Origin of the sequence: Flavobacterium sp. UBA5153 (assembly GCA_002413745.1) — a bacterium.
Taxonomy (GTDB): Bacteria; Bacteroidota; Bacteroidia; order Flavobacteriales; family Flavobacteriaceae; genus Flavobacterium.
Genome location: DHXP01000073.1, coordinates 70,572 through 83,789, shown reverse-complemented (window position 1 = coordinate 83,789; position 13,218 = coordinate 70,572). Strand labels below are relative to the sequence as shown.

Here is a 13,218-nt window from a genome sequence, read left to right as displayed (position 1 = left end):
ATTATTAGATACTTATATGTTTTTTTTCTTTTAGATATGATTAATTTTAATTAACTTTGATATTATAAATTATTAATTTTTAAATATACAAAATTATGAAAAAATTAGTTGAAAGAGGCGGCTTGTTCCCGTCATTAGTGAATACGTCTGTCAGTACCCTTTTTGATGATTTTTTTTCAAAGGATATTTTTGATTGGGCCGATAAAAATTTTTCAGCAATAGGCAATAATTTGCCTTCTGTAAACTTAAAAGAAACAGATACTGAATTAGAAGTGGATTTGGCTGCCCCAGGCATGAAAAAAGAAGATTTTAAAATCGAAATCGACAACAATATGCTAATGATTTCATCTGAAAAAAAAGAGGAAAAAGAGGAAAAAAGAAAAAAAAACAATTATGTTAGAAAAGAATTTAATTATGAATCTTTTTTCAGGTCTTTTTATCTTCCGGAATATGTAGATGAAAATAAAATAGAAGCAAGCTACAAAGATGGTATTCTACATGTTGCCATTGCCAAAAAAGATGGCAGCAGAAAAAAAACAACAAAAACTATTGCTATTAAATAAAATTCACGTTTCATTCATTTTGAAACATAAACTTTTTAAGTAGGTTTTTAATGAAATTTTTGATTTAATTATCTGCAAATATAAAACGAGAAGCGTTGGCATTGGTCAGCGTTTTTTGTTTTGTTATCTGATCATTAATTACTTGAAATAATTTTACGGGTTCAAAAGGTTTTATCATTATATCATTCATTCCTGCAGAAATAGCTTCCTCGGTTATTTCGTCTTTTGTAAAAGCGGTTAAAGCAATAATAGGCGTACCTATTCCTTTTTGACGAATTTTTCTTGTGGTTTCAAAACCATTTATCAAGGGCATATTGATGTCCATCAAAATAACATCAAAACTTTCCTTACTTAATATTTCTATGGCTTGGAATCCATCATCGACAAGAATACAGCTGCAATTATTTTTTTCTATTATTTTTTTTGTGACAATTTGGTTAATCTTGTTGTCTTCAACTACCAATATCTTAAATATCTGGCTTGATCTCAAATCAACCTGAATGTTATTAATTATTTCATTTGTTTCATAGGGATCATATTCAAATGCTATTGTGAATGTAAATGAAGTTCCCACGCCAATTTTACTTTCGAGCGAAATAGAACTTTTAAACAATTCTAACAATCGTTTTACAATAGCTAAACCTAGACCTGTTCCTTGATAATCATTGTCTTTTCTTCCAACCTGTACAAATTTTTCGAAAACTTTGTCTTGATCAACATCCGCAATTCCTATACCATTATCCTTAATTTTGAATTCAACAAAATGAGATTTGTTTTCTACTTTTATCAAATTTGCGGTAACAATTACTTCTCCGTTTTTTGTGAATTTTAATGCATTACTTACTAAATTCATTAAAATTTGGGAAAGTCTTAATTTGTCTCCAATTAAAAATTCGGGGATTTTTGGGTCTATTTCGACGGATATTTTATTGTTATGACTTTGTGCTATGAAGGAAAGCGAATTTTTTATCGAAATAATTTCATCTGAAACATTGAAAGCTAGATTTTCGAGAACAATCCTGTTTTCTTCAATTTTATTAATATGGAGAATATCATTAACAAGTGACAATAGATATCTTGCCGAGAATTTGAGAGAATCCAAATGAGGACTACCAGCAAGTTCTTTGTGCTCGTCCAAAAGCATATTTGTGATTCCAACTACTCCATACAATGGAGTTCTCAATTCATGGCTTATAGTTGATACGAATTGTGTTTTTAGTTGTGATGCTTCTTCTGCTTTTTCTTTGGCAACAAGCAATTCTTCATTGGCAAGAGTAAGATCATTATTGGCCTTTTTCTTGAAATTATAATTTTTATATAAAGAATATAACAGCAGTAATAAAACACACAAAGTAATGATAAAAAGTACAACTATAATTCTGGATTTTCTCAAACTTTGGTATTGTAATTCCTTTTCGGTTACAATTTTATCAACCTCTCTTTTGTACTCGTCCAATTCAAGATTAATTCCAGCTACATTGGCCTTCTTAAGTTTTTCTTGGGTATAAAGTTTTTCCGTTATTTTATTATAAAGGGCCAAGTTTTCATACGCCTTTTTATAATTCCCATTTTTTAATAAAAACTTGGAATACTCTTGGTGCGAATAAGACAAATTCGATTTCTCATTTCCTTCATTTCCCAATTTTAGGGCGTTCAGAAAATAAGATGTGGCTTTTTTGTTTTCTCCTTCGTGTCCATAATACATACCATTAAGCATATTTAAGGGAACAATGGTCGATTTCTTCCCGAATTTTTTGTGGTATTTATTGCTAAATTCTAAATACGGAAATCCTTCATCAAAATGACCAATATCAAAATAAGCCCATGCAATATTGAGTTTTGTAAAAACGATTTGACTCGTATCGGCCGTCTTTTGGCTGTATTCTAATGCCTTTTTATAATAATTTATGCCTTTTATATGTTCTTTTCTATCAAAACAATAGATGTTCCCTAAATTATTATTTATCCAATTTTTTATGGTGTCATTATCAGTTTTATTGGCATACAATAAGCCTTTATTATAATAAAAAATAGCTTTGTCAAATTCAGACAATTGTTCGCAATTTGCCGCAATAATATTATAGGTCTTTGCGATGAGATAATCATCCTTGATAGCAATTGCATAATGCAAAGCAATCCTTGATGTAGCTAAAGATTTTTCAAAATCGGCAGTCCGTAAATATTTAGTTGCTTGTTTCGATAATTTCGTGATTTCTCCTTTAGAAGGTGTTTTTGTTTGTGCTGGGCAATTATTACTAAAAAGGAAAATACCCAGAAAAAACACCAGTAATAAGAAGAATTTAATTTTAATCATATCTATCTATTAATAAGCCAAATATACATAATAAATTATATAAGAAATCGATATAACTGAGTTTATTATAAGTTATTTCTCAATATAAAATTAGGATTACTATTTCAGTTTATTTCTAATATTTTTAGGAATAATATGAAAACTGTTGAATTATCCAAAACAAGAATAAAATGCGTTTAAATAAATTCGTTACTTTTTTGTGAAATGGCCCAAAATATTAAAATGACATTATTCTGAAATTGAAGTTTCATTTTCATCGTCACCTTCCCACTTCCCTACGACAGATGTGGCTAAGGCATTTCCTAAAACGTTAGTGGCGGTTCTAAACATATCACAAAAATGGTCAATTGGAAGAATCAGGGCAATTCCTTCAATAGGGATTTTAAACATTCCACAAGTGGCAGCCACAACCACTAAACTAGACCTTGGAACACCTGCTATTCCTTTGCTGGTAAGCATCAGGACTAGAAGCATGGTTAGTTGTGTTCCTAAATCCAAATGAACCCCATAAGCTTGGGCTATAAAAATACTGGCAAAAGTCATATACATCATACTGCCATCTAAATTAAAAGAATATCCCAATGGCAGCATGAAAGAAACAATCTTGTCTTTTATTCCAAATCGTTCCAACTCCTCGGTAAGTTTAGGAAAAACCGCTTCGCTACTTGTTGTACTGAAAGCAATGATTAATGGACTAATAATTCTTTTGAGCAACAAACTCATTCTGCCTTTAAGAAAAATATAGCCTACAAGTATTAAAACTAACCAAAGGGATGAAATTCCGATTAAGAAAGATCCGAAAAATTTAAAATAGGTAAAGACTAATTCTTGAAAATCCCTGACTGAAAATACACCTGCAATTGCACCAAAGACTCCTATCGGAGCAAATTTCATTACATAATTTACCATTTTTAAAATAATATAAGATGTTTTGTCCAGTGCGTTAATTACAGGTTTCACATTGTCTCCTAAAGACGCTGCAGCTAAACCAAAGAATATGGAAAAAATAACAATTTGCAAAATTTCGTTTGTTGCCATTGCTTCAATAATGCTCTTCGGTACAATATGTTCCACAAAATTTTCAAAGGACAAACTTCGTGTTTTTGCTGTAACTTCTGATACCGAAGCCAAGTCAACATTTGATAAATTAAGTCCAACCCCGGGTTCAAGAATGTTTACAAAAAACATTCCCAATAATAAGGAAGTAAAAGATGCCGTAAAAAACCAGCCCAATGCTTTTCCTCCAATGCGTCCAACGGTTTTGACGTCACCTAATTTGGCAATTCCCACTACTAGGGTGGTAAATACCAATGGAGAAATAATCATTTGAACCAAACGAATAAAAATAGTGGCAAGCATTTTTATTTTATTGCTAAATCCAGCAGCCGCTTCTTCTGGGATTGAATTGTGAATGATAATTCCCAAAATAGCTCCCAAAAACATTGCGGCAAGAATTTGAACAGTCAAATTTCCTAATAAAGATGTTTTCTTGGTTTCGGTTTGTGTCATTTTTTTGTGTTCAGTATTCGGGAATCAGGGTTCAGTTTTTTCTGCAAACTGAAGACTATTTAACGTAAGTTTTGTTTATCAAATAAAAATCGGCAAGAACAATGGCAGCCATAGCCTCAACAATAGGAACGGCGCGTGGCACAACGCAAGGGTCGTGGCGGCCTTTTCCGGTCATCTCTGTAATATTTCCTTTATTGTCCAGTGATTCCTGTTTTTGCATTATCGTTGCAACCGGCTTGAAAGCCACACGAAAATAAATATCCATTCCGTTACTAATTCCGCCTTGAATCCCGCCTGAAAGATTAGTTTTTGTGGATCCATCAGGATTGTATAAATCATTGTGCTCGCTTCCTTTCATTTGTGAACCGCAAAAACCGCTTCCAAATTCAAATCCTTTTACGGCATTTATCGAAAGCATGGCTTTGCCCAATTCAGCATGCAATTTATCAAAAACAGGTTCTCCCAACCCAATCGGAACGTTTTGAATTACGCAAGTTATGGTTCCTCCCACAGTATCTCCCTGTTTTCGAATGTCACGAATATACTCTTCCATAATTATGGCAGATTCTTCATCTGGACAGCGAACAGGATTATTTTCAGTTTTGGAAAAGTCTAACATTTGGTATGGTTTTTCCAAAAAAATTGGCCCAACGGAGGAAACATAGGCATTGATTTTAATAGATGGCAGCATTTGTTTTGCAATGGCTCCCGCCACTACCCTACTGGCAGTTTCACGGGCTGAACTTCGACCACCACCGCGATAATCGCGAACGCCATATTTTTTTTCATAGACATAATCAGCATGACTTGGTCTATAATTATCTTTTATATGCGAATAATCGTCTGATTTTTGATTGGTATTCGGGATAATAAAACCTATGGGAGTTCCAGTGGTTTTTCCTTCGAAAATACCGGAAAGAAATTGTACGTCATCCGGTTCTTTTCGCTGGGTAACTATCGCAGATTGACCCGGTTTTCTTCGAGACATTTCAAATTGGATTGCCTCTAAATCTAATTCAATTCCAGAAGGACAACCATCAATTATTCCGCCCAAAGCTTCTCCGTGAGATTCCCCAAAAGTTGTTATTCTAAATAGTGTTCCGTAGCTATTTCCTGCCATTATTATTAGTTTTGAACAAATGTAATATTTTAGTTCAAAGTTTTAAAATTTATCCCGAATTTTCGGGATAAATTTTAAAAAAAATATTCACAATTTATTGACTTTGAGACAGTATTTTACTAGATTTATTAACTTTAAATTTTATTTTAATTAATGGTAGTGTCATTAATTTGTAGAAAATTAAAATTATAATCCATTGAAAAAAAGAAAAGTTGAGTTAGTCGTGATTTCAGACATACATCTTGGTACTTTTGGTTGTCATGCTAAAGAACTTAACAATTATTTATCATCAATAAAGCCGAAAACTTTAGTATTAAACGGTGACATTATCGACATTTGGCAATTTAGAAAATCTTATTTTCCAAAAGAACATTTAAAAGTCGTCCAAAAAATTATAGGTTTTGCTTCCAAAGGGACAAAGGTGTATTACATAACGGGAAACCATGATGAAATGCTTCGAAAGTTTAGCGAAATGAGTATGGGAAATTTTGCCTTGGTAGACAAATTGGAATTAGACGACAAAAAAGCCTGGATTTTTCATGGTGATGTTTTTGATTCTTCTGTAAATCATGCAAAATGGATTGCGAAATTGGGTGGTTGGGGTTATGATTATCTCATTCTGATAAATAGGTTTGTAAATTGGTGCTTAAATAAAATGGGGAAAGAACCATATTCGTTTTCCAAAAAAATAAAAGCAGGCGTGAAAAAAGCGGTAAAACACATTTCTGATTTTGAATTGACGGCAACTGATTTAGCAATAGAAAAAAAATACGATTACGTTATTTGCGGACATATTCATGAACCAAAAATCGTCAAAAAAGAGAATAAACAGGGTTCAACTTTATATTTGAATTCCGGTGATTGGGTAGAAAATTTGACCACATTGGAATACAATAAAAAACGTTGGAAATTATTTAGATACCAAGATTCCTTTCTTGCCGAGGAAGAAGATCTTTTTGAAATGGAGAATATTCTGAGTAATCAAGTATTTGTGCCTCTTATTTTCCCAAATAAATTACTCCCTTTAAATTCCGTTTCTTGAAGTATTATATTAGATAATATAATACTCTTTTGAAGGTGTGATTGGTTGAATTTGCTTATTGTTTATTTCGGCAAGGGTGTTTTCAATCATTTCAGACATAGCTTCTAATGCCAAATCATTAGGCTGAATTCCGAATGGTTCCTCAAGCTCATCAGCAATTGCTTCGAGCGCAACAAAAGTATAAGTAATAAAAACAACCACAAAAGGCATAATCCAAACCATTGATTCTACAAAACCAAAAGGAAGCAAAAAACAATAAATATATACGGTGCGGTGCAGTAGAATACTGTAAGTATAAGGTATTGGTGTGCTTGCAATTCTTTCACAACCTCCAATAATATCTGACAATTTATTCAAATTGACATCAAAACTGGACTGAATTATCGAATCGATTTTACCATTAGCTTTTGCTTTTTTTACCCAACAACCTAGTTCTTTTAGAATCATTATTGGCTTAAAAACAGCTGTTTTAATTTGATTATTATCAGAATTTGACAATAAACGCTTCATATCATTATCTGCATCAGTTTGCCTTAATTGATGTTTTAATGCGTGAACCAATGCAATTAACAAGTTTATAAAATAGGTTCTTTCATTTTCATAATCTTCTCCATCAACAATTGTATGTGCTTGCCTAGCCAAAGATCTTGTATCGTTCAGCAATGAACCCCAAAGTTTTCTGCCTTCCCAAAATCGATCGTAACTTACCGTATTTCGAAATCCTAGAAATATTGCTAAAGCTATTCCAAAAAGAGTAAAAATAGACGGATTGATCTGAAGGTGATACTTGAGTAAATCATCTCTAAAATAGACAATTAATAAGGAATAGCTAAAAAGTAGAAGTAAACGCGGCAATAATTGAGGAAGCACTGAACCATTCCATTCAAAAAGCATTCTAAACCAGTTTGTTTTTTTCTTTGTAATCATACTGCAAATATAAATGATTAATAAGAGTTTTAAAATATAAGTTACCTACAAAAAATAACTGGTCAGTTGGCCTGTGTTGGAAAGCACCTTTATTTTTGGGAAAAATTTTAATATAAAAAAACTCCAATTAGTGCAATTGGAGTTTTTTTATGCAAAATAGTTGATCTGTTTTATAAATCAATCTGTATTGAAATCTAAAACATATATGCTACAATCTATTTCCCTTTTCTTCTATCGCGTTCTGCTTTTATCATTTTCAGTTCCCGACTTGTTTGTCCCGCCACTGAAGTATTTTCCTCGGCACGGCGAATTAAGTACGGCATCACATCTTTTACTGGACCAAAAGGCAAGTATTTGGCAACATTATAGCCGTTTGCGGCTAAATTAAAACTAATATTGTCGCTCATTCCATATAATTGACCAAACCATATTCTGGAATCATTGGCTTTTAATCCTTTTTCCCCCATCAAATTCATCAAGAAATAAGTACTTAATTCATTATGGGTTCCTGCAAAAACAGACATACTGTCAATATTATCCACCATATATCTCACGGTGTCATCATAATTTTCATCAGTAGCTTCTTTTGAAGAGCAAATCGGAGTTGGGTAACCCATTTCTTGAGCACGTTCATTTTCCTTTTCCATATAAGCGCCACGAACTAATTTCATCCCAATGTAGAAACCTTCTTTTTTTGCTTTTTCGTGGAGTTTTTTCAAGTAATCCAATCGATCCCAGCGATACATTTGCAACGTGTTGAAAACAATTGGCTTCGATTTATTGTATTTGCGCATCATTTCTTCGACCAAATCATCGACTGCATCTTGCATCCAGCTTTCCTCACTGTCAATTAATAATGCAATATCATTGCCGTGAGATGCCTTGCACACTTTATCGAAACGAGCCACTACCCTATTCCATTCTTCTGTTTCGGCCAGTGTCAATTTTTTTCCTTCTCCAATTGCTTGGTACAAATCGATACGTCCAAAACCAGATGGTTTAAAAACAGCAAAAGGGATTGCCTTTTTTTCTTTGGCAAAATCAATGAGTTTCAACGTTTTTTTTAAAACGGCATCAAACTGTTCTTCTTCTTCTTTCCCTTCAACCGAATAATCCAAAACGGAAGAAACTCCTTTAGCATACATTTTATCAACAACGGGTATACAATCGTCTTCGCTAACTCCACCGCAGAAATGGTCGAAAACAGTGGCACGAATCAAACCTTCAACCGGAAGATTTGCCTTTATGGCAAAATTCGTCACCGCAGTTCCTATTCGAACCAATGGCTGATTGTCAATTAATTTGAAAAGAAAATAAGCTCTATCGAGTTCGGTATCGCTTTTTAATGAAAAGGCAATTTGTGTGTTATTGAATAAATTTTTCATTTTTTGTTATATTTTTGTACAAATATAGAGAGAGTTTTAAATATTATTCAGCAAAATTTACCTTATTTTGCGCTTTCAATCAATAAAATAAAATGCAAACAATTCAAGCCAACAATTATCCAATTTATTTCAATGAAAAAGGATATGAAGCATTAAATTCGTTCCTAAACGAAAGTAAATATTCAAACTTATTTATTGTTGTAGATAACAATACAGAAGAGTTTTGCTTGTCTAAATTTCTACCTTATTTAGCAACTAATCTTACCATAGAAATAGTTGAATTCGAAGCCGGTGAACCCAACAAAAATATCGAGACTTGCGTCCAAATTTGGAATATTTTGACAGAACTTGGCGCCGACAGAAAAAGTCTTGTTATCAATCTTGGTGGCGGTGTTGTCACTGATTTGGGTGGTTTTGTTGCTTCGACATTCAAGCGCGGAATTGATTTTATTCATATTCCAACCACTTTGCTTTCTATGGTCGATGCTTCCGTGGGAGGAAAAACTGGTGTCGATTTAGGCAATTTAAAAAACCAGATTGGCGTTATCAATGTACCTAAAATGGTTCTTATTGACACCCAATATTTGGAGACGCTTTCTAAAAGAGAAATGCGCTCCGGACTTGCCGAAATGCTCAAACACGGATTAATTTACGACAAAGATTATTGGGAAAAATTCTTAGACTTGAAAGCCTTAGATTTTGCCGATTTAGACGAATTGATTTATCGTTCTGTAGAAATAAAGAACGAAATCGTAATGCAGGATCCAACCGAGAAAAATATCCGAAAAGCATTGAACTTTGGTCATACCCTTGGTCACGCCATCGAAAGCTATTTTTTGGAGAATGAAAACAAGAAATCCTTATTACATGGTGAGGCAATTGCCATTGGAATGATTTTGGAAAGTTATATTTCTTTGGAAAAAGATTTGATAAGCCAACAGGAATACCAGCAAATAAAAAATGCGATAAAGACTATTTATGATGACGTAGTTTTTGAAGAAAACGATATTGAACCTATAATGGAATTGCTCATCCACGACAAAAAAAATGAGTATGGAAACATCCAATTTGCGTTGATTGATGGCATTGGAAAAATAAAAATCAATCAATCTGTTGAAAATGAATTAATTCTAAAAGCTTTCCAAGATTATAAATCTTAATGTTTTTTTACAAAAAAGGATTGCATTACGTCTATAATATTTTTTACATTTGCAGCAATGAAAAAAAATCAAAATCAAAGAAATCATAGTTCCATTAAAAACGAAAACAATAGCTCTTTTATAAGAATATTGAAACGTTTTTATACTATTAAAGAAACTTTTAGTTTTGATATATTTCAATATTTGAAAGCCAATCACGAGAAGCTTCAAATTATATACGCAAACATTAGGGTTTGAATTTTAGTTTGTTTTATTTTACAATGCTAATAATATAAAATCCTGAAAAACAAATGAATACAAAATATTTTGATTTAATAAATCAAACCTATTATTTCCCCCAAGAAGAGTTTACTTTAGACAAAGACAACCTTCAGTTTCACAATATCGATTTGATGAGACTAGTGGAAAAATATGGCACTCCATTAAAATTTACCTACTTGCCCCAAATTTCCAATAACATCAACAAAGCCAAAAACTGGTTTCGAAAATCGATGGAAAAAAACAAGTATGAGGCAAAATATTTCTACTGTTATTGCACTAAAAGTTCCCACTTTGAATATGTGATGAATGAAGCTTTCAAGAATAATATTCACATAGAAACTTCTTCGGCTTTTGACATCAATATTGTCGAAAATTTAATGGCTTCCGGCAAAATCAACAAAAGCACTTATGTGATATGTAATGGTTTCAAAAGAGATCAATACATCGAAAACATTGCCCGAATTATCAATAATGGCCATAAAAACACGATTCCAATAATTGATAATTACGAAGAACTTGATCTTTTGCAAGAGCAGATAAAAAGAAAATTTAAAATAGGGATACGTATTGCCGCAGAAGAAGAACCAAAATTTGAATTCTATACCTCACGTCTTGGCATTGGTTACAAAAACATAGTCCAGTTTTATAGGAAACAAATCCAAGACAATAAAAAACTGGAACTTAAAATGTTGCACTTTTTCATCAATACAGGCATCAATGACAATGCTTATTATTGGAACGAATTGGTAAAGTGTATCAAAGTATATGTGGCATTAAAAAAAGAATGTCCAACACTCGATGGATTGAACATAGGTGGAGGTTTCCCCATCAAAAATTCATTGGCTTTTGAATATGATTATCAATATATGATTGACGAGATTATCAATCAAATAAAAATCGCATGTGATGAAGCCGAAGTGGATGTTCCAAATATTTTCACCGAATTCGGTTCTTATACCGTGGGAGAAAGCGGAGGAGCCATCTATCAGATTTTATATCAAAAACAACAAAATGACAGGGAAAAATGGAATATGATTGACTCCTCTTTTATAACCACTTTACCTGATACTTGGGCTATTAACAAGCGTTTCATTATGTTGGCCATCAATCGCTGGAATGATACCTACGAAAGAGTTTTATTGGGTGGTTTGACCTGTGACAGCGATGATTATTACAACTCAGAGCAAAACATGAATGCCATCTATTTGCCAAAATACAACAAGGAAAAACCGTTATACATTGGTTTTTTCAACACTGGAGCTTATCAAGAAACCATAGGTGGTTACGGTGGTTTGCATCACTGCTTGATTCCAGAACCTAAACATATACTGATAGATAAGGATGAAAACGGGATAATGGCAACCGAAGTTTTCTCGGAACAACAAACTGCCGAGGATGTTTTAAAAATATTAGGTTACGCAAAATAAATATATAATTAATAATTAGTCTATTTGAAAATTCGTTAAATTTGAAAATGTTTTTCAAGGTTTTCGATTTTTAAATCTTTAAATTTAAAAAAATGAGTAAAGGACCAATAAGTCAGTTTATTGAAAAGCATTATTTGCATTTCAACTCTGCTTCTTTAGTTGATGCTGCAAAAGCATACGAACAACAATTAGCCAATGGGGCAAAAATGATGGTAAGTATGGCTGGCGCAATGAGTACCGCTGAAATTGGAAAGATTTTTGCCGAAATAATTCGTAAAGATAAAGTTCAAATCATATCATGTACCGGTGCAAATCTTGAGGAAGACATAATGAATTTGGTTGCACATTCCCACTATGAAAGAGTGCCAAATTATCGCGATTTGACTCCACAAGACGAATGGGATTTATTAGAAAGAGGTTTAAATCGAGTTACCGATACTTGCATTCCGGAGCACGAAGCGTTCCGTCGCTTGCAAAAACATATTTACAAAATTTGGAAAGATGCTGATGATAAAGGAGAAAGATATTTTCCACATGAATTTATGTACAAAATGTTGCTTTCAGGAGTTCTTGAAGAATATTACGAAATTGACTTAAAAGACAGTTGGATGTATGCTGCTGCAGAGAAAAATTTACCTATTATTGTACCAGGTTGGGAAGATAGTACGATGGGAAATATTTTTGCCTCTTATGTAATAAAAGGAGAATTAAAAGCCTCAACCATGAAATCTGGTATAGAATATATGGTGTACTTGTCAGATTGGTATCCCAAAAATAGTGCTAATGGAGTAGGTTTCTTCCAGATAGGTGGTGGAATCGCTGGTGATTTCCCGATTTGTGTTGTACCAATGTTATACCAAGATATGGAAATGCATGACATTCCATTTTGGAGTTATTTCTGCCAGATTTCAGATTCGACGACCAGTTATGGTTCTTACTCTGGAGCTGTTCCCAATGAAAAAATCACATGGGGAAAATTAGACATAAAAACACCAAAATTTATTATAGAGTCAGACGCTACGATTGTAGCACCATTAATTTTCGCTTATTTATTAGACTTATAGAATATTTATGAAAAGAGTAATTGTTGATTACGCAAAACTTACCCACGAAATTTTGAACCTTCTGGTCGAAAGATTTCCTGACGGCTATGATGATTCAAACATTATCCGTTTTAGAAATGCGAAAAACGAATTGATTGAAGCCGTCGAGGTAAAAACTGAAGATACTATTTATTTAGTAAAAGTAAGTACCAAACTTGCCGATAGAATTGAAAATTATGATGAAGACGACGAAATTGCTGCCGAAATTGAGCCAATAGAAGGCATTGGTATCGACGACGACGATGATGTGAACGATGACGATGATGATGACGAAAACCTTGATAAACCAGAAATCGAAGATGGAGATGATGATGACGATGACGATGAAAAAAGTGATTCGTCTGAAGACGACGATGACGATGATGAAGACGAGTAATTTAAATTATTTAACAAAACAAAAAAGGAAC

General features: G+C 32.9%; 11 protein-coding genes. 6 read left to right on the top strand and 5 right to left on the bottom strand.

What is annotated here, in order from left to right; translation table 11 throughout:
- The first annotated feature begins 95 nt into the window (after positions 1-95).
- On the top strand, positions 96-563 hold the full coding sequence (locus tag B2145_RS14805; protein ID WP_291103870.1) for an Hsp20/alpha crystallin family protein: 468 nt from the start codon (positions 96-98) through the stop codon (positions 561-563).
- Between the two features lie 64 nt (positions 564-627).
- Here the strand turns inward: B2145_RS14805 and B2145_RS14800 are convergent, their stop codons facing one another.
- From B2145_RS14800 to aroC, 3 genes are all read right to left on the bottom strand, one after another.
- The gene (locus B2145_RS14800; RefSeq protein WP_291103867.1) at positions 628-2,877 is read right to left on the bottom strand and encodes a response regulator; all 2,250 of its coding nucleotides are present in this window, start codon (positions 2,875-2,877) and stop codon (positions 628-630) included.
- Positions 2,878-3,105: 228 nt separating this feature from the next.
- Positions 3,106-4,386: a dicarboxylate/amino acid:cation symporter gene (locus B2145_RS14795; RefSeq protein ID WP_291103864.1), complete on the bottom strand. Its 1,281-nt coding sequence runs from the start codon at positions 4,384-4,386 to the stop codon at positions 3,106-3,108.
- A 55-nt stretch (positions 4,387-4,441) separates the two neighbouring features.
- Positions 4,442-5,506, bottom strand: a complete 1,065-nt coding sequence (gene aroC / locus B2145_RS14790; protein ID WP_291103862.1) for a chorismate synthase — start codon at positions 5,504-5,506, stop codon at positions 4,442-4,444.
- 196 nt (positions 5,507-5,702) lie between these two features.
- Between aroC and B2145_RS14785 the strand changes: the two genes are divergently transcribed.
- Complete coding sequence (locus tag B2145_RS14785) at positions 5,703-6,548, top strand: UDP-2,3-diacylglucosamine diphosphatase (protein WP_291103859.1); 846 nt, start codon at positions 5,703-5,705, stop codon at positions 6,546-6,548.
- A gap of 9 nt (positions 6,549-6,557) precedes the next feature.
- Here the strand turns inward: B2145_RS14785 and B2145_RS14780 are convergent, their stop codons facing one another.
- The gene (locus B2145_RS14780) at positions 6,558-7,475 is read right to left on the bottom strand and encodes a bestrophin family protein (protein WP_291103856.1); all 918 of its coding nucleotides are present in this window, start codon (positions 7,473-7,475) and stop codon (positions 6,558-6,560) included.
- 215 nt (positions 7,476-7,690) lie between these two features.
- Positions 7,691-8,860 carry a proline dehydrogenase family protein gene (locus B2145_RS14775; RefSeq protein ID WP_291103853.1) on the bottom strand — a complete coding sequence of 390 codons (1,170 nt, stop codon included), beginning with the start codon at positions 8,858-8,860 and terminating at the stop codon, positions 7,691-7,693.
- A 92-nt stretch (positions 8,861-8,952) separates the two neighbouring features.
- Here B2145_RS14775 and aroB point away from each other — a divergent pair, with 92 nt between their 5' ends.
- The 4 genes from aroB (at position 8,953) to B2145_RS14755 (ending at position 13,187) form a co-directional block, all read left to right on the top strand.
- Positions 8,953-10,020 (top strand): 3-dehydroquinate synthase, encoded by a 1,068-nt coding sequence (gene aroB / locus B2145_RS14770; RefSeq protein ID WP_291103850.1) that lies wholly within the window; start codon positions 8,953-8,955, stop codon positions 10,018-10,020.
- 290 nt (positions 10,021-10,310) lie between these two features.
- On the top strand, positions 10,311-11,708 hold the full coding sequence (locus B2145_RS14765) for an arginine decarboxylase (RefSeq protein WP_291103847.1): 1,398 nt from the start codon (positions 10,311-10,313) through the stop codon (positions 11,706-11,708).
- Between the two features lie 92 nt (positions 11,709-11,800).
- The gene (locus B2145_RS14760) at positions 11,801-12,772 is read left to right on the top strand and encodes a deoxyhypusine synthase family protein (protein WP_291103844.1); all 972 of its coding nucleotides are present in this window, start codon (positions 11,801-11,803) and stop codon (positions 12,770-12,772) included.
- A gap of 7 nt (positions 12,773-12,779) precedes the next feature.
- Positions 12,780-13,187, top strand: coding sequence for a DNA primase (locus tag B2145_RS14755; protein ID WP_291103841.1), 408 nt, complete (start codon positions 12,780-12,782; stop codon positions 13,185-13,187).
- The last annotated feature ends 31 nt before the right edge of the window (positions 13,188-13,218 follow it).